Source organism: Corynebacterium neomassiliense, assembly GCF_900626215.1.
GTDB classification, from domain to species: Bacteria; Actinomycetota; Actinomycetes; order Mycobacteriales; family Mycobacteriaceae; genus Corynebacterium; species Corynebacterium neomassiliense.
This window is the reverse complement of record NZ_LR131106.1, coordinates 1,015,025-1,035,476: the sequence shown is the minus strand read 5'-3', so window position 1 is coordinate 1,035,476 and position 20,452 is coordinate 1,015,025. Positions and strand designations below refer to the sequence as shown.

Genomic DNA, 20,452 nt, shown 5'->3' with positions numbered 1-20,452 from the left:
CACCGGTAAGTTAGCCTAGCCTCCCGTGAATGATGTTGCTGTCATAACCGGCGCTGCCGGCGGCATGGGCGCCGCCGTGGCCCGCCTGCTCCTGACCCGACCTGACCGTCCCTCTGTCCTGGTCCTCTCCGACCGCGACCCTGCAGCACTGGCTGCAGTTGTCGAATCCCTGGCCGGCACCACTTCTCCCGGCCCGGAGGAACACGACACCGTAGTCACCGGGGTGGTGTGCGATGTGTCCCGGGAATCCTCGGTGAAGGATCTCTTCTGCGAGGCAGGACGCCGAGGTCCGCTCACCCGGGTCATCCACGCCGCCGGCGTGCTCGGCTCCGGTGCCACGGTCACCGACACCCCGGTGGACGACTTCGACAGAGTCTTCGCCGTGAACGCCCGGGGCACTTTCCTCGTGGTGAGGGAAGCGGCCGGGACGATGCTCGCCCAGGACGGTGCAACGGACAGGACGGCGCCGGGCTCCGACCCGGCTGACCGTGCCGACCATGCCGACCGTGCCGTGACGGTCATCGCCTCCAATGCCGCGGGAGTGCCCCGCCACGGAATGGGCGTGTACGCGGCATCCAAGGCCGCGGCGTCCTCTCTCACCCGCAGTCTCGGTCTCGAGGTCGCAGGGGCGGGGATACGCTGCAACGTGGTCAACCCCGGTTCCACCGACACCGCCATGCAACGGGACTACTGGGGCGACGACCCCGGGGCAGGACGCCGGCGGGTACTCGCCGGCGACCTGTCCACCGCCCGGCTGGGAATACCCCTGGGAAGGATCGCCAGCCCCGCCGACGTCGCGGAGGTCGTCGTGTTCCTCTCCTCCCCACAGGCCAGGCACGTCATCCTGCAGGAAATCTACGTTGACGGAGGCGCTACTCTCCATGCCTGACAACAGCAGGTCCGACCTCACCGGGCCTGACCCCCGCACAGCCGGTCACCACACGTCCGGACCGGGCGGGACCCTCACTGACACACAACTGCCGGCGGCACAACTGCCGGCCGCACACCGGGCAGACTTCACTTTCCGCCGAGGTGTCTCCGGCATCAGCGTGCAGGCCCGGGACCTCACACCCGTGGACGACTGGGAACCCGGCCTCGACGTGGTCGGGGCACTGCCCTTCGACCACCGCGACGGAACACCCGAACGCCTCTACACCGCCGGTGTCCCTCTGACCCCTGGGAGCCTCACCGCCGGGGCCGCCGGCGACCGGACCGCGTCCGGAGTGCACGCGACCACGGTCGACACCGGCCGCGGGGACTTCTTCACCGCAGGGGTGCGTACCCTGCTGAAATCTCTGGAATCCGACGGCGACCTCCGCAAAGTCGTCCTCGCCCGCAGTGTGCGGGCGGAACTGGACCGGGTCCCTGACTGGGAGTCCCTGCTGCGCCGGCTGTCCTCCCGCAACCGCAGCGCCTGGGTCTTCTCTGTCCCCCTTGACCCGACGTCCGGCGACCGGGCGTTCCTCGGGGCGAGCCCGGAACTCCTGGTTTCCAGGAGGGGGGACAGAATCGTCAGCCACCCGTTGGCGGGATCGGTGCCGCACAGCCCCGACCCGGACGAGGACCGGCGCCGCGCGGAGAGCCTCACCCGGTCGTCGAAGGACCACACCGAACACGCCTATGTCGTCGACATGATCGCCTCGGTCCTGGCACCCCTGTGCACCCGGCTCGATGTCCCACGCCACCCGGAGCTGCTGGCCACCGACAAAATGTGGCACCTGGGGACACGGATCACCGGGAAACTTGCCGGAGACGGTACTGACGCTCTCTCCCTCGCCCGCCTGCTCCACCCCACCCCGGCGGTCGGCGGAGTGCCCACCGGTCCCGCGGTCGACCGGATCCGGGAACTCGAACCTGTGGGACGTGGGTACTTCGCGGGAACCGCCGGCTGGTGCGACGCCCGCGGTGACGGCGACTGGGTCGTGTCGATCCGTTCCGCGGAGTTCACCGGCAACCGGGTCACCGCATGGGCCGGCGCCGGAATCGTCGAGGGCTCCGACCCGGACTCCGAGTACACCGAGACCGGGGCGAAACTGCGTACGGTTCTGGAGGGTCTCGGCATCCTCCCGGCGGAGCCGGAGGTACCGCAGGCGTCCACCATCACCGGTACAGCCCGAACCGCAGGAACCGCCGGGACAGGGGAGGACGCCGGTGGCCACTGATCTTCCCGGGCTGATCTCCTACCCTCTCCCCACGGACCTGCCCGACCCGGTCGTCGACTGGACCCCCGACCCCGGTCGCTGTGCCTTGCTCGTCCACGACATGCAACGGCATTTCCTCCGGCCGTTCGACCCGTCCACGCAGCCGCTGACCAGTCTGGTGCCCAACACCGTCACCCTGGCGGAGCAGGCACGGCGGTGCGGCGTCCCGGTGTTCTACACCGCCCAGCCGGCCGACCAGCCGCCGGAGAAACGGGGCCTGCTCAACGACTACTGGGGCCCCGGTCTGACCGGCAGTCCGGAGGGCGCGCGGATCATCGACGACCTCACTCCGCAGGACGGCGACCGGGTCCTCACGAAGTGGAGGTACTCGGCCTACGCCTACACGGACTTCGCCGACCAGCTGGCTGAACTGGGTCGGGACCAGCTCGTCATCACCGGCGTCTATGCGTCCATAGGATGCTCGGTCACCGCGGTCGAGTCATTCATGGCCGGGGTCCAGCCCTTCCTCGTCGCCGATGCCCTGGGGGACTTCTCCCGGAGGGAACACGAACTCGCCCTGCAGTGGACCGGCCACCGGGCCGGGGTGGTGACGGACACGGCAGCCGTCACCGCACACTGGGCCGGGCCGGGGAAGGACGCCGGGATCAGTCCGCGACCAGCGGATCCATCGTAAGGTCAGGGTGCTCCTTCTCGACGAAGGCGAGCTTCCACCGGTCACCGAACAGGGCGATGAGCTCCCCGTCGGACCGTGTGAAGATCTCGACGCCCCGCTGACGTCCCAGCTCCGGTGCACTGGCGGCGTCTGTACGCCTGGCGACCTGGTAGGGGACCGCCTCGGTCACCGTCTCCACGTTGTACTCGGTGAGCATCCGGGCCTGCATCACCTCGAACTGCATCGGGCCGACCGCCGCCATCACCGGGTTGGCGTCGCCTCTGGCGTCGTTGCGCAGGATCTGCACGACGCCCTCGGAGTCCAGCTGGTCCAGGGCCTTGCGGAACTGCTTGTACTTGCCCAGGGACTTCGCGCGCAGGGTGCGGAAGTACTCCGGGGCGAACTGCGGCATCGGGGGGAACTGCACCCGTCGCCCGGAATAGACCGTGTCACCGGGGGCGAGGGAACCGGCGTTGACGAGACCGACGATGTCGCCGGGGTAGGCGTCCTCGACGGTGCTGCGGTCCCGGCCGAAGACGGTCAACGCGTACTTGGTGGAGAAGGAACGCCCGGACTGGGCGTGGGTGACCTGCATGCCCCGCTCGAAACGTCCGGAGACGATGCGCATGAAGGCGAGCTTGTCCCGGTGGTGGGTGTCCATACCCGCCTGCACCTTGAAGACGACCCCCGCGAACGGGTCGGTGACCTGCCGGACCTTGTCGACGGTCCCGGCGGATGCGCCCGACGCAGCTTCCACGACCTCAGGATCCGAGGCACGCGGCCCGGGGGAGGGGGCCAGGGCACAGAGGGTGTCGAGGATCTGGTGGACACCGAAGTTCAGCATCGCCGAGGCAAAGATCAGCGGGGAGGTCGTGCAGTCGAGGAAGAGCTCCCGGTCGTGGACCGCGCCGTCGGCGGCGAGCAGCTCCGCCTCCTCGGCGGCGGTCGCCCAGGTGCCGTCCTCGCGCTCCAGGGCCTCATCGGGGGAGTAGTGCTCCTCCGGGGCGATCGACGACCCGCCTGCCGTGCGCAGGAAGTGGATGTACTCGACCGGCTCGCCCTCGTCGGACAGTTTCGCCAGTCCACGGAAGTCGCCGGCCTCGCCGACCGGCCAGTACAGGGGGGTGGGCTGCAGGCCGATCTCCGTGACGATCTCGTCGACGAGTTCGAGCGGCTCCTTTCCCGGTCGGTCCCACTTGTTGACCACGGTGATGATCGGCAGACCGCGGGCCTTGCACACCCGGAAGAGCTTCAGGGTCTGCGGTTCCAGGCCCTTGGCACCGTCGATGAGCATCACTGCGGCGTCCACCGCGGTGAGGACCCGGTAGGTGTCCTCGGAGAAGTCGGCGTGACCGGGGGTGTCGACAAGGTTGATGACATAGGGGGCACCCGAGTGGCCTTCGGGGGCGTACTCGAACTGCAGTGCGGAGGACGCCACGGAGATCCCGCGGTCCTTCTCCATCTCCATCCAGTCCGAGACGGTCGCCTTGCGCCCGGCCTTGCCGTGGACCGCCCCGGCCTCGTTGATGACGTGGGCGTGGAGTGCCAGTGCCTCGGTCAGAGTCGACTTACCGGCGTCCGGGTGGGCGATGACGGCGAACGTGCGGCGGCGGTGCGCCTCAGTGAGGACGGGGGCGGGACTGGCGGAGGCGGCAGTATCAGACACGGGGGTACATGCTACCCGTGGGCGTGTGGTCCGCCCATCTCACCGCACCGGAGGGGCGGTAGGCTAGGAGTCATGGCCGTACCAGCAACGAAAGTCGAGCTTCTTGCCGCGGTCGACAGGACCTTCGATCTACTTGACAGGGACCTTGACCGGGTTCCCTCGGAGCTGGCCCGGGAGAAGGTCCTTCCGGGGCATGTGAAGGATACGTTGATGAGCCCGGCGGACCTGCTGGCGTACCTCATCGGGTGGAATGAGCAGGTGTTGACCTGGCACCGGCGCCGGGCAGCGGGACTGCCGGACGAGTTCCCTGCCGCAGGTATTGCCTGGAATGACCTGGGGGCACTGGCTCAGCGGTTCTACGCCGAGCGCGCGAGTGTGTCCTGGGAGGATCTCCGTGTTGAGTTCCGTGAGGTCAAGGACAGGATTCTGTCTCTGATCGAGGGGTTCCAGGATGAAGATCTCTACGGTGAGCCCTGGTACGGAAAGTGGACCATGGGGCGGATGATCTCATTGAACACGTCCTCCCCGTACGCCAATGCCAGACGCCGGCTCAGGGCGTGGTTGAAGACACTGCCTCAGGCGTGACGCGGCGGGACACCGCTGATCGGGCAGCGGTGATCTGTCATCGTCGGGTCCCTCAGCCGCGCCGCGGCGTCGCTCCCGACATGAACCGCCGCACCCAGGCGTCACCCCTGAACTGGGCGGGCACCCCGCCGCCGAGCAGTTCGCGCACCGGAGGCTCAGCGATCGCCACGTCGGAGCCCAGCAGGATGATGTTGCCGTAGCGGCGGCCCTTGAGCATCGGGGGATCGGCGATGACCGCGAGGTGACGCCACACTTCCGCCATCCCCGCCAGTTCCGCCTTCGCCCCCCGCAGGTCGGAGTGGTCACCGCAGTTTGCGACGTAGAGTCCGTCGGAGGCCAGTCCACGGCGGCAGTCGGTGAAGAACTCCACCGTCGTGAAGGTCTCCGGTGTCACCGCACCGGCGAAGACGTCCCGGATGACCACGTCGCGGCTGGCCGGGGTGAAGGACGCGGCGACGGTGCGGGCGTCCCCCACCCGGATCTTCACCCGTGGGGCGCGTGGGATGTCGAACTGCTCGCGCACCAGCTCCGCGAGCTTCCCGTCGAGCTCTACCACGGTGTTCCGTGAGTCCGGGTACACGTCGGCGACGTAGCGGGCCATGGTGCACGCCCCACCTCCGAGGTGGGTGACCCGCAGGGACGCCGGGTCCAGCGGCACCGCCGCGACCTGCGCCTGCACCGCCGAGGCGATCCACCGCATGTACTCGAACGCCAGCTCACGTGGTTCGCCGATCACGATGTGGGAGCTGGGCACACCGTTGACGTAGATCACCCAGCCGTCGGCGGTGTACGGGTCCGGCTCCAGGGTCAACGGCCCCGAGGCACCCTCGTACTCGCCGGCGACAGGGCCGGAGGCCTTGGCGGACTTCCGTCCCACGGCTCAGTCCATCTTTCCGGCGCCGCCGAAGAGCCACGCGACGACGAGCGCGCCGGGATCGATGACGCCCCGGGCACGCTCACCCAGGTAGGACGCCCGGCCCTTCGACGCGGTGATCTTCGCGGTCGACCGGGCCCCGGCGATGGCGGCGGTGTGCACCGCGGCCAGGTCAGGGGCGGCGTCCGGGTCGGCGGCAGCGACGGCACGGGCGGCCTCGGCGGCGGGGACGAGGGCGTCCACCATCGTCCGGTCACCGGGCTTCGCACCGCCGAGTTCAGTGACGGCGTCCGCGGCACGGGTGAGGGCCTCGGCGAGCTCCCCGGCGGTCAGCGCGGCCGAGGCGCCCTGGGCGGCCGTCGTCGCCATCTCACGGAACATGGTGCCGAAGACCGCGCCGGAGGTGCCGCCCGCGCGGATGAACAGTCGGCTGCCGAGGGCGGCGAGGACCTCCCCGTCGGTGCCCTTCACCGGGGTCGGCAGGTCGCCGAAAGCGGCCTCCATGTTGGTGCCGAAGTCACCGTCACCGGCGAGTCGGTCCAGCTCGGTGAGGTCGTCGACGGCCGCTGTCACGCCGGCGACGAAGTCGGTCAGCCACTGGTTGACCGCGGAGTCCGCGGTGCCCGGCACATCCTCGGGGACGACCATGGTGGCGTCCGCCGGCGTCGGGTCCACCCCGAGGGTCACCGGCCAGGCGGGTGCGGCGGGCGGGGCGTCCATCAGCTCCACCAGGGTGTCGCCGTCGGCGTCGTCGAGACGGGTGAGGGTGACCGAGACACCGGCCATGTTCACCGAGGTGACGTAGCTGCCGACGATACTGCGGGCCACGGAGATTCTACGGTCGGCGAGGTGGCGCAGCACCTCGTCGAAGACCAGGTCCAGCTCCAGGTTCGTCGTCGCGCCCAGGCCGTTGACCAGGCAGAGGACACGGTCACCTTCACCTAGCCCGAGGTCGTCGACGACCGCGCCGGCCAGCCGGGCGACGGTCTCGTGGGCGGAGGTCACCCCGGTGCGCTCCACCCCGGCCTCGCCGTGGATACCGACGCCCACCTCCATCTCTCCTTCACCGAGGTCGAAGGTGTACCGGCCGGAGGTCGGCAGGTGGCCGGGCGTCAGGGCGGCGGCCATGGAGCGTGAGTTTTCCGCGGCGACGCGGGCGAGCCGGGTGACCTCGTCGACGTCATCGCCCCGGTACGCGGACGCCCCGGCGATCTTCTCGATGAGAATGGTCGCACCGGTGCCGCGGCGTCCCGGGCCGGAGTCTGAGGTGGTGGCGACATCGTCGGCGACGATGACCTCCCGGGTCTCCACCTCCGGCAGCCCTTGCCGGGCGACGCGGAAGTTGATGACGTCGCCGGTGTAGTTCTTCACGACGTGCACCACGCCCCGGCCGGCGTCGGCGGCGCGGGTGGCTTCGGTGACCTGCACCGCGTTCGGTGAGGTGAACATGAGACCGGGGACCGCCGCGGCGAGCATGCCTGCGCCGAGGAAGCCGGCGTGCATGGGCTCGTGGCCGGACCCGCCGCCGGAGATCACGGCGACGGCGGGCCTCCCGTTGACGTCGACCACCGGGGTACGACGGGAAATGTAGCCCGCGGGGTTCCAGACCGCGTCCGGGTGGGACGCGACGAAGCCGGCGAGGGCCTGCGGGAGGAAACCGTGGGGGTCGTTACGGAAGGAACGCGGGGAGACTGAGGTCATGCCCCGGACTCTACCGACCGTGGATCTCGTTTTGGGCGGCGGGCACGCCCCGTCGCGCGATGATCTCCACGGCGTCGGCGGCGGTGCGCACGGCGTCTTCCAGGAGCTCCCCGGTCAGTGAGCCCTGGGACGGGGCGCTGAGCACGTGCTCCACCACATTCTGTCCCGGGTCAGGACGTCCGATGCCGACCCGGACCCGCACATAGTCGCGAGTGCCGAGCTGCTCCGAGATCGACCTGAGCCCGTTGTGCCCGTTCTCGTTGCCGCCGATCTTGATCTTCACCTTGCCGGCGGGCAGGTCGAGCTCGTCATGGATCGCGATGACGTGGTCCGCCGGGATCGCGTAGGACGTCGCCAGCGGAGCGACGGCCAGGCCGGACTCGTTCATGAAGGTCGTGGACCGCACCAGCAGGACGCCATGCTCGTCGACCCCGGTGCGTGCCACCTTCGCCCGCACACCGGGGACGCCGATGAAGTGCTCACCGTACCGGCGCATCAGCTCATCGACGACCCGGTAACCGATGTTGTGCCGGGTGGCCGTGTACGTCGCCCCGGGGTTGCCCAGTCCGATGACCAGCCACTGTGCGGCGGGCAACGCGTCCCACACGGACTCCTTCTTCGGCTTCTCCGGCACGGACCGGCGGAGGACGCGGCTGATGACCGCCCGGATGCTCATGCCGTCACCGTCCCGGCTGCGAAACCGGTGACGAGGTCCGCGGCGTCCGCGCAGATGATCGGCACCTCTGCCTGTTCTGCCTTCGAGAACCGCTTGAGGACGAAGGACGCGGGGGCCATGCGTCCCGGCGGACGCCCGATGCCCACCTGGATGCGCACGAAGTCCTGCGTCCCCAGGGATTTCGCGATGTCCTTGAGCCCGTTGTGTCCGTTGAGCCCGCCGCCCTTCTTCAGCTTCACGGCGCCGAGGTCGAGGTCGAGCTCGTCGTGCACCACGACGATGTGCGCCGGCGTCACCTTGAAGTACCCGGCCAGGGCCTTCACCGGGCCACCGGAGAGGTTCATGAAGCTGCGCGGCCTGGCGAGGATGACCTTCCGGTCACCGACCCGGATCTCGGCGACCCGGGCATTCACCTTCTTGTTCACGCTGAAGTGGCCACCCAGTTCCCCGAGGACCGCCGCGCCGATGTTGTGCCGGGTGCCCTCGTACTCGGCGCCCGGGTTCCCGAGACCCACGACCAGCAGTGGGGAGGCTCCGTTGGTGTTCACGGGCACTATCTTGGCACGACCCCGCCCGAGGATATGAGCCACCCCTCAGGTCGGTGCACGGGGTGTGCGGTGACCTGAGGGGTGGCGGATTCCCGGGAAATGCCCGGGAGGGGGGAGTGTGACTACTCTGCGTTCTCGGCGGAGGCCTCGTCGGCAGCGTCCTCGGCGGCGGGCTCGGTGCCGGCCTCGGCGTCGGCCTCGGCCTCGTTGTCCTCGGGGGCGACGAAGTTGACCACGAGCACGTCAGCCTCGGACACGAGGGTGACGCCCTCCGGCAGGGCGATGTCGCCGGCCAGGATCTGGTCGCCGATCTCCCTGCCCTCGACGGAGACGGTGAGCTCCTCGGGGATAGACAGCACGTTCGCGGAGACGGAGATGGTGTCAGCGTCGTGCATGACCTCGACACCGGGGGTGGCGTCGCCGACGAGGACGACCGGGACGTCGACGTCGACGGTCTCGTTGCGGTTCACTGCGAGAAGGTCGATGTGGTCGATGTTCAGGGTCAGGACGTTCTGGTCGATGGTCTTGATCAGGACGAGGTGGTCGTCACCCTCGACATCGACGGAAAGCAGGGCGTTGGACCCGTGCCGGCGCACAGCGGCGGTCAGCTCGAGACGGTCGAGGCTGACGTGGACCGGCTCCTGGTGGGAGGCGTAGATGACGCCCGGCACGCGGCCCGCGGCACGCAGGCGGCGGGACGCACCCTTACCGAACTCATTGCGGGGCTGTGCGGGCAGGGTGGTGATTTCAGTGGCCATGTGATTCTCCGTTCCGGGGCACTGCCGGCAGGTGCCGGGTGCCGCCGTTTTCATCAGGGACGGGCGGACAGGTGTCGACTCAGCTGCGGCAGGATGACGGCCCCTGACATGACAGAAGCCGCGGACTCTGCCGCGGCGGCCCGCCCCGCCGACCGTTTCCCGGGCACTGCCGGGAAGGGGGACAGAACGGATTCGCGCCGATTACGGCCGGTGTTCCCACCGGCCCTCGCCGAGACCGCAAAAGTGTATCACTCGAACAGCGTGGTGACCGAACCGTTCTCGAAGATCTCATGGATCGTCTTGGCCACCAGCGGCGCAATCGGGAGCACCGTGAGGTTGTCCCAGCCTTCGGTGTTCTGCGGGAGAGTGTCGGTCGTGATGACCTCACGTGCACCGCAGCTGTTCAACCTTTCACGCGCCGGGTCGGAGAACACGCCGTGGGTGGTGGCGATGATGACGTCGGCGGCACCTGCCTTGCGCAGGACATCGACAGCTCCCGCGATGGTTCCGCCGGTGTCGATCATGTCGTCGATGAGTATGCAGGTACGACCTTCGACATCACCGATGACACGGTTGGAGGTGACCTTGTTGGCGACGTCGATGTCCCTGGTCTTGTGCACGAAAGCCAGGGGAGCACCGTCAAGGATGTTCGACCACTTTTCCGCGGTCTTCACCCGTCCGGCGTCAGGGGAGACGATCACGATGTTGTCGGTCCCGTAGTTCTTCCGAACGTAGTCGGTGAGCAGTGGCATGGCGTGCATGTGGTCCACCGGACCGTCGAAGAAGCCCTGGATCTGGTCGGTGTGGAGGTCCACCGAGACCAGCCGGTCCGCGCCGGCCGTCTTCATGAGGTCCGCGATGAGGCGGGCGGAGATGGGCTCGCGGCCGCGGTGCTTCTTGTCCTGCCGGGCGTAGGGGTAGAACGGCAGGACCGCGGTGATGCGCTTGGCGGAACCGCGCTTGAGGGCGTCGATCATGATCAGCTGCTCCATGATCGCCTTGTTGAGCGGCTGGGGGTAGGACTGCAGGACGAAGGCGTCCGACCCACGGACGGACTCTTCGAACCGGACGAAGATCTCCCCGTTGGCGAAGTCGCGGGCGGTGGTCGGGGTCAGGGCGACCCCCAGCTCGCGGGCCACGGCCTCACCCAGCTCGGGGTGGGCGCGACCGGAGAACAGCATCAGGTTCTTCTGGTTGTCGATCCAGTGGGACACGGCTTCTACAGACCTTTCGGTGGGGTGGTCGCGCCTGTGTGCGCAGGCGGTATGACAGGCATCATGTTAAAGCGCGCGACGCCGGGGACAAACCGGGCCCCTGGTAACCACCCCGTCTGTGCCGATCTGTGACGGTCTGTGCCCGTATGTATCCCCCGGTCTGTGTCCCTCGGTCAGAAAGTCACCTCCGGCCGGTTGACCCCGGACCGGCATCGCGACCGGCACTGTCACCGGCACCGTGACCGGCACTGTCGTTTTCTGGCCCGGATCCCGGGGAAGAGTCGTCTGCCGCCCCGTTCTCCCTCTCCCTGGCAGCCTTCGCGGCCTCGGCGGCCGGGGTCCCGGGACGTCGGCGTTCCACCCAGCCCTCGATGTTGCGCTGGTGTCCGCCTGAGACGACGAGCGCGCCGGCAGGCACATCGTCTCTGATCACCGTACCGGCACCCGAGTAGGCGCCGTCGCCCACGTTCACCGGGGCGATGAACATGGTGTCCGAACCGGTTCGGACATGGGAGCCGACGGTGGTGTGGTGCTTGGTCACGCCGTCGTAGTTGACGAACACAGAGGACGCCCCGATGTTGGAGTATTCGCCGATCGTGGCGTCCCCCACGTAGGTCAGGTGCGGCACCTTGGAGCCCCGCCCGATGGTGGCGTTCTTCGACTCGACGAAACCACCGAGCTTGCCGTCCTCGCCGAGGACCGTCCCCGGACGAAGGTATGTGAACGGTCCGACGTCGGCCCGTGCCCCGATCGTCGAGTCCGTCGCATGCGTGCGCACCACCGACGCGCCCTCGCCGACGGTCACGTTGTCCAGGGTGGAGTCGGGGCCTACGACGGCGTCGTCGGCGATGACGGTCCGACCCTTCAACTGGACACCGGGCAGCACCGTCACATCCCGGCCGATCTCGACCTCGACGTCGATCCAGGTGGAGGAGGGGTCGACGACGGTCGCACCACCACGCATCGCGGCCTCGACGGTCCGACGGTTCAGCTCGGCGCCGGCGGCGGCGAGCTGGACACGGTCGTTGACGCCGGCCAGTTCACGCGGGTCGTCGGCGATGTGCGCCCGTACCGGACGGCCGGCGTCCCTGGCGATCCCCAGAACGTCGGTGATGTAGAGCTCCCCCTGCTGGTTGTCCGTGTCCAGGCGGGTCAGGGCGTCCCTCAGGACGTCGGAGTCGAAGGCGAAGACCCCGGAGTTCACCTCGTCGACCTCGAGTTCGGCGGCGGTGGCGTCCTTCTGTTCGGCGATGTGGGTGACCTCACCGGCCTCGTTGCGGATGATGCGGCCGTATCCGAAGGGTTCGGGCAGCCTCATGGTCAGCACAGTCACGGCCGTGGGAACCTCGGTGTGGGCGGCGAGCAGGTCGCTGAGGGTGCGCCCGGTCAGCAGAGGTACATCGGCGTTGGTGACGATGACGGTGCCCCGGAAACCCTCGAGCTCGGTCATGCCCACGGCCACGGCGTCCCCTGTGCCGTTCTGGTGCTCCTGTACGGCGACGCGCAGTTCGGCCCCGAGTTCGTCACCGACCGTCCGGGCGGCAGGCTCCACCTGGTCGCGACCGTGACCGACCACCGCGACGATCCGGTCGGGGTGCAGGGCGTCCGCGGCGTGGAGACTGTGGGACAGCAGGGTGCGGCCACCGATGGTGTGCAGGGTCTTCTGGGTCTTCGACTTCATGCGGGTACCGGCGCCGGCGGCAAGGACGACGACGGCGACCGGACCGGTGGCGGCATGGGGGGATTCAGTCATGACGCCACAGTCTAGTGCCGGACGTCGGCGCCGGACGGGGGAGGGAGGCCGACCGGGTGTTGCGCAGCTCCCCCACCAGGACTCGAACCTGGAATGACGGTACCAAAAACCGCAGTGTTGCCATTACACCATGGGGGAAGGGTCTCGGCGGACACTGTACCGCACCGGCGTACCGCACCCGGTGACCCACCGCCACAACGCGTCCGGACCCGACACTACGATGGACAGCCATGAGCCGAACCCAGAGTTCCCCCCCGGCCCCGCCCCTCNCGTCCCGTGGCCGCGGGGATGTGAGTAAGGGCCGGCCCCCGCCCCTCTCCGGAGTCCTGCGCGCCCTGGCCGGGGACCCGAAACTCCGTGGCCTGGTCACCCATGTCGGTGATCCCCGGCTCCACATCCAGGGGCCCGAGGCGTCCTGGCCCCTCGCCGTCGCCACCCTCGCCGGGCACGCCCCGGTCCTCGTCATCACCGCCACCGGGCGGCAGGCGGAGGACCTCACCCTCGAACTCACCGCCATGCTCGGTGACGTCGTCGCACTGTTTCCCGCCTGGGAGACCCTGCCCCATGAGCGACTCTCCCCGGGGACGGAGACCATGGCCACCAGGATGCAGGTCCTCCACCAGCTCGCCCACGGCAGACTGCGGGTCGTGGTCGCGCCGACCCGGGCGGCCGTGCAGCCGGTCATGGACGGACTCGGTGACATCGAACCGGTCCGCATCGTCGAGGGGGCGGAACTCGACTTCGGTGAGGTGCAGGAACGGCTCGTCGAACTCGGGTACACCCGGTCGGACATTGTCGGCCGCAGGGGAGAGTTCGCCACCCGTGGAGGCATCCTCGACATCTTCCCGGGAACCGCTGACATGCCCGTCCGTGCCGAGTTCTGGGGCGACGAGGTCAGCGAGGTCAAGGTCTTCTCCGTCGGTGACCAGCGCACCGTCCCCGGCACCGATCCCGGTGAGGTACTCGTCCACCCGGTCCGCGAACTGCTGATCACCCCGGCGGTGGCACGCCGGGCGGGGGAGCTGGCACCGGAGAACGCCGGCAACCCTGAACTTGCCGAGGCCCTGGACCGCATCAGCAGGAATATTCCGGTGCAGGGCATGGAGTCCCTGATCCCCGTGCTCTTCGACGGGCCGATGCGGACGCTGCCGGAGCTCATGCCGGAAGGCACCCACACCGTGGAGTTCACCCCCGGTGCCGTGGCGCGTCGCGCCGAGGACCTCATCGCGACCGGCCGGGAGTTCCTCGCCGCCGGGTGGGAGGTCGCGGCGATGGGCGCCGCCGCCCCCGTCGACATCTCGGCCATCGACCCGGAGGCGGTGGACCGTGCGGGCTACCGCAGTGTGCGCAGCCTGGAGAAGACCCAGGACAGGTTGGGACGACCCTGGTGGACGGTGTCACCCACCGGCGTCGCGGACTGGGAGACCGACGGGCCGGAGGAGAGCACCGACAGCGGGGAACCGCTGCTGCTCGACTTCGCCCCGGGGCCGGCCCCCCGCGGCGACGTCGAGGCCGTCGGACGGATGACGGCGATGATCCGTGAGCGGGTCGAGGCGGGCGGCAGGGTCGCCTACGCCGCCCCCAACGCCACCGTGGTCGCCCGCATGCTGCGCAGATTCCGCGAGGCCGGGATCGCGGCGGAGGCCGTGGGCGTCGACCTCGACGGGATCACCGGCCAGGGGCGCATGCGCCGGTCGAAACGGAGCACGGCGGACATCCCGGGCGAAGGCACCGTCAGCATCTACTGCGCCCCGGCGCACGGTGGGCTGGACTCCAGGGAACTGCTGTTCATCACGGAGTCCGATGTCACCGGCAACCGGGTCGACGCGCGTGCCACCGGCCGGAGGAAGACGGCGAGGAAGCGCAACCGGGTGGATCCTCTCGCCCTGGAACCCGGCGACCTCGTCGTCCATGACCAGCACGGCATCGGCCGGTTCGTGGAGATGACCGAGCGCACCGTCGGCCGCGGCAGTGAGGCTTCGCGCCGGGAGTACCTCGTCCTCGAGTACGCGCCGAGTAAGCGCGGAGGCCCGGGTGACCGCCTCTACGTGCCGATGGACCAGCTGGACATGCTCTCCCGCTACGTCGGCGGCGAAAATCCCTCCCTGTCGAAGATGGGCGGGTCAGACTGGAAGAACGCGAAGAAGAAGGCCCGTGGTGCCGTCCGCGAGATCGCCGCCGAACTTGTGCAGCTCTATGCGACACGTCAGGCCGCCCCGGGTTTCGCCTTCGAGCCCGACAACCAGTGGACCCGGCAGCTGGAGGAGGCGTTCCCGTTCACCGAGACCGAGGACCAGTACAACGCCATCGAAGCTGTGAAGGCGGACATGGAGAAACCGGTTCCGATGGACCGGGTGATTGTCGGGGACGTCGGCTACGGCAAGACGGAGGTGGCGGTCCGTGCGGCGTTCAAGGCCGTCCAGTCCGGCAAGCAGGTGGCCGTCCTGGTTCCCACGACTCTCCTCGCGCAACAGCATTACCGGACGTTCGTCGAGAGAATGCAGGACTTCCCGACGGTGGTCCGGGAGCTGTCCCGGTTCACCACCCCGAAGCAGTCGAAGGAGGTTCTCGCCGGGATGGCTGACGGCACCGTGGACATTGTCATCGGCACCCACCGTCTGCTGGCCACCGGGGTGCGGTGGAAGGATCTCGGCCTGGTGATCGTCGACGAGGAACAGCGATTCGGTGTCGAGCACAAGGAGCACATCAAGGCGCTGCGCACCCATGTCGACGTGCTCACCATGTCTGCCACGCCCATACCGCGGACCCTTGAGATGTCGATGACGGGCATCCGGGAGATGTCGACGATCCTCACTCCGCCCGAGGACCGGCACCCTGTGCTGACCTATGTCGGTGCGCAGGACGACCGCCAGGTCGCCGCAGCGATCCGCCGGGAACTGCTCCGGGACGGCCAGGTTTTCTACGTGCACAACCGGGTGAAGTCCATCGAGGACGCCGCGGCGCACATCCGCGACCTCGTCCCGGAGGCACGGGTCGTGGTCGCCCACGGTCAGATGAGTGAGGAGCAGCTGGAGACGACGGTCGAGGGGTTCTGGAACCGCGAGTTCGATGTCCTGGTGTGCACCACGATCGTGGAGACCGGTCTCGACATCGCCAACGCCAACACCCTCATCGTGGAGAACGCGCACCACATGGGACTGTCCCAGCTGCACCAGCTGCGTGGCAGGGTGGGCCGCTCGCGCGAGCGGGCCTACGCCTACTTCCTGTACCCGAAGGGGGAGATGCTCACCGAAACCTCCTACGACAGGCTCCGGACCATCGCCGAGAACAATGACCTGGGTGCGGGGATGGCGGTGGCGATGAAGGACCTGGAGATGCGCGGTGCCGGCAATGTGCTCGGCGCCGAGCAGTCGGGGCATATCGCCGGTGTCGGTTTCGACCTCTATGTCCGTCTGGTCGGAGAGGCTGTGGAGGCGTACCGGGCGATGGCGGACGGGGAGGTGGTCGACGGTTCTGACCGGGAGAAGAAGGAGATCCGGATCGATCTGCCGGTGGACGCCCACATTCCTGTCACCTACATCGCCAGTGAACGGCTGCGGCTCGAGGCGTACCGGAAGTTCGCCGAGGCCGCCGACGACGGGGCACTCTCCGGCGTCCTCGACGAACTGGTGGACCGGTACGGTGCGTACCCGGACGAGGTCGCACTGCTCACCGTGGTCGCCAGGCTGCGGATGCTGTGCCGGGACCTTGACATCACCGAGGTGATCCAGACCGGGACGAAGATCAGTTTCGCGCCGGTCAACCTGCCCGATTCCGGGCAGGTCCGGCTGAAGCGGCTCTTCCCCGCCGCGGTGTACCGGGCGACGCCGAAGACGGTGCTCGTACCCGCGCCGAAGACGGGGTCGGGGATGCGGGCGGTCCCACTGCGCGACGGTGACCTCCTGCAGTGGTGTGCCGACGTCCTCACCGACCTGGCGGGCATTCCGCGCCGGAACCTGCGAGAGGGGGAGCCTGTCACCAGGTAGAGTTACCGCTAGACTTACCTCCATGTCAGTCGTACTCCTGGATCCACGGTTTCCCGCGATGCTCCCCGTCGAGGCCGTCCCGCTGCTCGGTGGGGACGTGGCCTACACCGAGGAGGTACCGGTGAGGGTCCGGTGGGTGATCGCCGACCTCGGTGGCCACACCGTCGACGAGTCTGATGTCCTGGTGACCACGGATCCCGACAACAGCGCCGTCCTCGCCCGGTTGAAACGGGGTGACGACCTGGTACGGTCCCCGAGCCTCCTGGTCGAGTTCTCCCCTGACCGTGAGCTGGAGGCTCCCGGGGCGACGGCGTCCCTGCCGGGTGTGCGGGACAGTCCCGGGCAGGTGCAGGCGGAGTCCGGTCCGGAGTACACGGTGTCCGGTGGCGGGTACGTCGACGGTGAGGTGGTCGGTTCCGATGAGCACACTGTCGCGGTGGCGGGGATGCGCCGCACCACCCGCACCGAGGTTCCCGGTTCGGTCATGGACGAGATCGAGGACGCCGTGGCCCTGATGACCCGTGCCCTGCGGCAGGGCGAATGGGAGCAGTCACAGACCCACCACAGTCTCCTGGCCTACCTCCGGGAGGAGACCGAGGAACTCGCCGAGGTCGTGGAGAGTGCGGACGCCTCCCACGAGGAGGACATCGACCAGCAGGAGCTGTGCACGGAACTGTCCGACATCCTGCTGCAGGTGCTCTTCCACGCGGAGATCGCGAACCGTCGCGGATCCTTCGACATCGGTCACGTCGCCGGGGCTTTCGTGGCGAAGATGCGTAACCGTGCCCCGTACCTGTTCGAGGAGGCGGAGCGGCCGGTCTCCGCGGAGGAGCAGGACCGGCTGTGGGCCGAGGGGCGTGCCAGGGAGGGCAAGGAACCGTACAAGGAGGCCCCGGGCGCCCACGGCAGGGCGTCCTCGTCCGGCCAGGTCGACAGTGCCGACAGTGGCGTCAGTGTCGACAGTGCCGACAGCGCCCTCAGTGTCGACAGTGCCGACAGTGGGGTGGAGGGGGAGCAGGTGGAGACCGCAGCCCCGGATCCGGGTCAGGGGCCAGGCCGTCTGTCCGACGGTGAGGGCGGTGACGGGGTGACCGACAGTCAGGCCGGCGACGAGGCTCACCCGGTGGCGGAGACTTTTCCGGCGGTGGCGCCGGCTCCGGCCGGTGTCCGTGCCGCGGCGTCCCCGTTGGCGGCTGCGGAGGAGATCATCTCGGTCGCGCGGGCCGCGGGGCTGAAGGACGTGGAGATTCCCACATCCATCCGTTATCCGATGGTGGGCCTGGAGAGTGACGCCCCGGGGGACGCCGAGAACCGGCTGATGGCTGAGGTCAACGCGTTCCGTCGGGTGCTGGAACAGCGACTGTCAGCGCCCGGGCGGCCCGCCGACGCTGAAGCAGGGGAGCGGTGACCAGCCCTTCCCGGGGCGCGAACACGTACACCAGCATGAACACGCCCGCCTGGAAGAGAATGATCGTTCCACCGGCGGAGACGTCGAAGTGGTAGCTCAGCCAGATTCCCGCCACTGAGCTGACCCAGGCGACCAGCGGCGATATCACGAGCATCCGGCTGATCCTCCGGGTCAGCAGGTACGCGGTGGCTCCGGGGGTGATGAGTAGGGCGACGACGAGGATGACGCCGACGGCCTGCATGGATGCGACGACCACGAGTGCGAGGCAGATCATGACGGCCCACCGGATCCGCCCGGTGTGCAGTCCGACGGCGCGCGCGTGGGCGGGGTCGAATGCCCAGGCGGTGATGTCGCGGCGCAGCGTGACCATGACGGCGAAGGCGACGACCCCGAAGATGATGACCTGGACCAGGGCGTCCTGCGAGATGCCGAGGAGGTTGCCGAAGAGGATCTCCTGGAGGTTGGTGCCGGCCGGAGTGACGGATATGAGGACAAGGCCGAGAGCAAACAGTGCGGTGAACACGACTCCGATGGCGGTGTCACCCTTGAGGGTGGTTTTCTCGCGGACGGTTCCGACCAAGCTCACCGCGAGCAGGGCCGCGATGAGTGCTCCGACGGCGAAGGGCCAGCCGAGGATGTAGGAGATGACGACGCCGGGGAGGACAGCGTGGGAGACGGCGTCGCCCATGAGGGACCAGCCGATCAGGACGAGCCAGCACGACAGCACCCCGGCGATGACCGCAGTGACCGTGGATGCGAGCAGTGCCCGCTGGATGAATTCGTAGGTGAGCATCTCAGGCCGCCATTCCGAAGGTCTTGAGCAGATTGTCGGTGGTCATGACGTCGGCGGGGGAGCCGTGCGCGACAACACTGCCGCGCAGCATGGTCACGGTGTCGCACAGGTGCTCCACCGATGCGAGGTCGTGGGTGGATATGAGGATGCAGGCGCCGTCGGCGGCGAGTTCGTGGAGGAGGCGGACAATGGTGTCCTGGCTGACCGCGTCCACTCCGGCGAAAGGTTCGTCGAGCAGGAGGGTCCTGGCCTGTTGGGCGAGCCCCCGGGCAACGAAGGCCCGCTTCTTCTGACCGCCGGAGAGTTGTCCGATCTGCCGGTCCGCCAGGTCGGTCAGGTCGGTGCGCTCCAGTGCCCCGGTGACCGCGTCCCGGTCAGCTGCGGAGGGGTGGCGCAGCATTCCCATGTGGCCGTAACGTCCCGTCATGACCACTTCGTGCACACTGAGGGGGAAGTTCCAGTCGACATGCTCCGACTGGGGTACGTAGGCGACCCGCCGTTCGCGGCGGTCGCTGAGCACCACGGTTCCGGAGGTCGGTGAGGTCTCTCCCATCAGGGTGTTGAACAGGGTGGATTTTCCTGAACCGTTGGTGCCGATGAGGCCGTGGACCTTGCCGTGGTCGAGGCTGAGGTTCACGTTGTCGAGAGCGTGGACGGTGCCGTAGTGCACCGACAGGCCGGAGACGGAGATCGCACAGGTGGTCTCACCGGTCACTGCCGACCACCCCGGCTGAGACCGGAGATGATGGTCTCCGTGTCGTACCTGATCAGGTCGAGGTAGGTCGGGGCGTCGCCGCCTTCCTCGGTGAGGGAGTCCACGTAGAGTGTTCCGCCGTCGGCGGCGCCGGTCTCGCGGATCAGCTGCTCCTTGGGGCCGGGTTCCACGGTGGACTCACAGAAGACAGCGGGGACGTCGTTGTCCTTGACGAAGGTCGCGGCGTCACGGATCTGGGTGGGGGTGATCTCCTGGTCGGAGTTCACCGGCCAGATGTAGCTCTCCGACATCCCCGCCTCGCGGGTGAGATAACTGAAAGCGCCCTCGCAGGTCTGAAGGGCACGCTGGTTGGCGGGCAGCCGTGACAGGCCGTCCTGCATGGTCCGGTCGACCTCGTCGAGCTGGTCCTTGTAAGAGGACGCGTTGGTGCGGAAGGTGTCGGCGTCACCGGGGAAACGCTCGGTGAGGGCCGTGGTGATGTTGTCGACGTACACCTTGGCGAGCCCCGGGCTCATCCAGGCGTGGGGGTTGGGGTCGTCGGTGCCCTCGATGTTGACGGGCGTGATTCCGTCGGTGGCGGTGACGCGGGTCGCGTCGGAGTCCGCCACCAGCTTGTCGAGCCATTTCTCCAGTCCGAAGCCGTTGGCTATCACCAGGTCTGCCTCGGCTGCCGCCCGGATGTCCCCCGGAGTCGGGTCATAGCCGTGGACCTCCGCGCCGGGCCGGGTCAGGGAGGTGACGGTGACGGCGTCCCCGGCGACGGCACGGGTCATGTCCGCGAGAATCGTGAACGTGGCCAGTACATCGGTGGAGTCTTCGGAACCGGAACCGCAGGCGGTGAGGCCGGCGACGACGGAGGCGGAAAGGCCGAGGCCCGCAAGGGCACGTCGGAGGGGCAGTGACATTAATTCATCCTTCTGACTTCTGAAGTTCGGTGAGCGGAACTTTAATATACAGTACG

Annotated in this window: 17 protein-coding genes and 1 tRNA gene; 6 read left to right on the top strand and 12 right to left on the bottom strand. The window is 68.5% G+C overall.

Annotated elements, in window-relative coordinates; translation table 11 throughout:
• The first annotated feature begins 25 nt into the window (after positions 1–25).
• The 3 genes from E0E18_RS04560 to E0E18_RS04550 are packed head-to-tail and all read left to right on the top strand — an operon-like array spanning position 26 to position 2,835.
• On the top strand, positions 26–889 hold the full coding sequence (locus E0E18_RS04560; RefSeq protein ID WP_130839465.1) for an SDR family oxidoreductase: 864 nt from the start codon (positions 26–28) through the stop codon (positions 887–889).
• Positions 882–2,162, top strand: coding sequence for an isochorismate synthase (locus E0E18_RS04555; protein ID WP_130839462.1), 1,281 nt, complete (start codon positions 882–884; stop codon positions 2,160–2,162). The genes E0E18_RS04560 and E0E18_RS04555 overlap by 8 nt, the downstream gene beginning before the upstream one ends.
• The gene (locus E0E18_RS04550; protein WP_130839460.1) at positions 2,152–2,835 is read left to right on the top strand and encodes an isochorismatase family protein; all 684 of its coding nucleotides are present in this window, start codon (positions 2,152–2,154) and stop codon (positions 2,833–2,835) included. Before E0E18_RS04555 ends, E0E18_RS04550 begins: the two co-directional genes overlap by 11 nt.
• On the opposite strand, the gene E0E18_RS04545 is transcribed toward E0E18_RS04550, so the two are convergent.
• Entirely contained in the window at positions 2,807–4,480 is a 1,674-nt protein-coding gene (locus E0E18_RS04545) for a peptide chain release factor 3 (protein ID WP_130839458.1), read from the bottom strand. The two genes, E0E18_RS04550 and E0E18_RS04545, sit on opposite strands and share 29 nt — an antisense overlap.
• A gap of 72 nt (positions 4,481–4,552) precedes the next feature.
• Here E0E18_RS04545 and E0E18_RS04540 point away from each other — a divergent pair, with 72 nt between their 5' ends.
• Positions 4,553–5,065, top strand: a complete 513-nt coding sequence (locus tag E0E18_RS04540) for a ClbS/DfsB family four-helix bundle protein (RefSeq protein ID WP_130839456.1) — start codon at positions 4,553–4,555, stop codon at positions 5,063–5,065.
• Positions 5,066–5,117: 52 nt separating this feature from the next.
• Here E0E18_RS04540 and E0E18_RS04535 read toward each other — a convergent pair whose 3' ends face one another.
• The 8 genes from E0E18_RS04535 to E0E18_RS04500 form a co-directional block, all read right to left on the bottom strand.
• Entirely contained in the window at positions 5,118–5,942 is an 825-nt protein-coding gene (locus E0E18_RS04535) for a spermidine synthase (RefSeq protein WP_066583443.1), read from the bottom strand.
• 3 nt (positions 5,943–5,945) lie between these two features.
• Positions 5,946–7,640, bottom strand: coding sequence for a dihydroxyacetone kinase subunit DhaL (dhaL, locus tag E0E18_RS04530; RefSeq protein ID WP_130839454.1), 1,695 nt, complete (start codon positions 7,638–7,640; stop codon positions 5,946–5,948).
• A gap of 10 nt (positions 7,641–7,650) precedes the next feature.
• Entirely contained in the window at positions 7,651–8,316 is a 666-nt protein-coding gene (gene pth, locus E0E18_RS04525; protein ID WP_078057034.1) for an aminoacyl-tRNA hydrolase, read from the bottom strand.
• Positions 8,313–8,873 (bottom strand): aminoacyl-tRNA hydrolase, encoded by a 561-nt coding sequence (gene pth, locus E0E18_RS04520; protein ID WP_130841208.1) that lies wholly within the window; start codon positions 8,871–8,873, stop codon positions 8,313–8,315. The genes pth (E0E18_RS04525) and pth (E0E18_RS04520) overlap by 4 nt, the downstream gene beginning before the upstream one ends.
• 113 nt (positions 8,874–8,986) lie before the next feature.
• Entirely contained in the window at positions 8,987–9,622 is a 636-nt protein-coding gene (locus tag E0E18_RS04515; protein ID WP_130839452.1) for a 50S ribosomal protein L25/general stress protein Ctc, read from the bottom strand.
• Positions 9,623–9,870: 248 nt separating this feature from the next.
• A complete protein-coding gene (locus E0E18_RS04510) occupies positions 9,871–10,836 on the bottom strand; it encodes a ribose-phosphate diphosphokinase (RefSeq protein WP_078057033.1) in 966 nt (321 codons plus the stop codon).
• A gap of 181 nt (positions 10,837–11,017) precedes the next feature.
• Entirely contained in the window at positions 11,018–12,589 is a 1,572-nt protein-coding gene (gene glmU / locus E0E18_RS04505; protein WP_130839449.1) for a bifunctional UDP-N-acetylglucosamine diphosphorylase/glucosamine-1-phosphate N-acetyltransferase GlmU, read from the bottom strand.
• A 67-nt stretch (positions 12,590–12,656) separates the two neighbouring features.
• Positions 12,657–12,727: transfer RNA gene (locus E0E18_RS04500), tRNA-Gln, on the bottom strand.
• A 92-nt stretch (positions 12,728–12,819) separates the two neighbouring features.
• On the opposite strand from E0E18_RS04500, the gene mfd reads away from it, so the two are divergent.
• Together mfd and E0E18_RS04490 are read left to right on the top strand one after the other, a co-directional pair.
• The gene (gene mfd / locus E0E18_RS04495; protein ID WP_130839447.1) at positions 12,820–16,575 is read left to right on the top strand and encodes a transcription-repair coupling factor; all 3,756 of its coding nucleotides are present in this window, start codon (positions 12,820–12,822) and stop codon (positions 16,573–16,575) included.
• Between the two features lie 22 nt (positions 16,576–16,597).
• Positions 16,598–17,983, top strand: coding sequence for a MazG nucleotide pyrophosphohydrolase domain-containing protein (locus E0E18_RS04490; RefSeq protein ID WP_130839445.1), 1,386 nt, complete (start codon positions 16,598–16,600; stop codon positions 17,981–17,983).
• Here the strand turns inward: E0E18_RS04490 and E0E18_RS04485 are convergent.
• The 3 genes from E0E18_RS04485 to E0E18_RS04475 are packed head-to-tail and all read right to left on the bottom strand — an operon-like array spanning position 17,904 to position 20,396.
• Positions 17,904–18,776, bottom strand: a complete 873-nt coding sequence (locus E0E18_RS04485; protein ID WP_130839442.1) for a metal ABC transporter permease — start codon at positions 18,774–18,776, stop codon at positions 17,904–17,906. The genes E0E18_RS04490 and E0E18_RS04485 overlap by 80 nt on opposite strands.
• 1 nt (position 18,777) lies before the next feature.
• Positions 18,778–19,491, bottom strand: coding sequence for a metal ABC transporter ATP-binding protein (locus tag E0E18_RS04480; RefSeq protein WP_066583423.1), 714 nt, complete (start codon positions 19,489–19,491; stop codon positions 18,778–18,780).
• Complete coding sequence (locus E0E18_RS04475; RefSeq protein WP_130839440.1) at positions 19,488–20,396, bottom strand: metal ABC transporter substrate-binding protein; 909 nt, start codon at positions 20,394–20,396, stop codon at positions 19,488–19,490. The genes E0E18_RS04480 and E0E18_RS04475 overlap by 4 nt, the downstream gene beginning before the upstream one ends.
• Between the last annotated feature and the right edge of the window lie 56 nt (positions 20,397–20,452).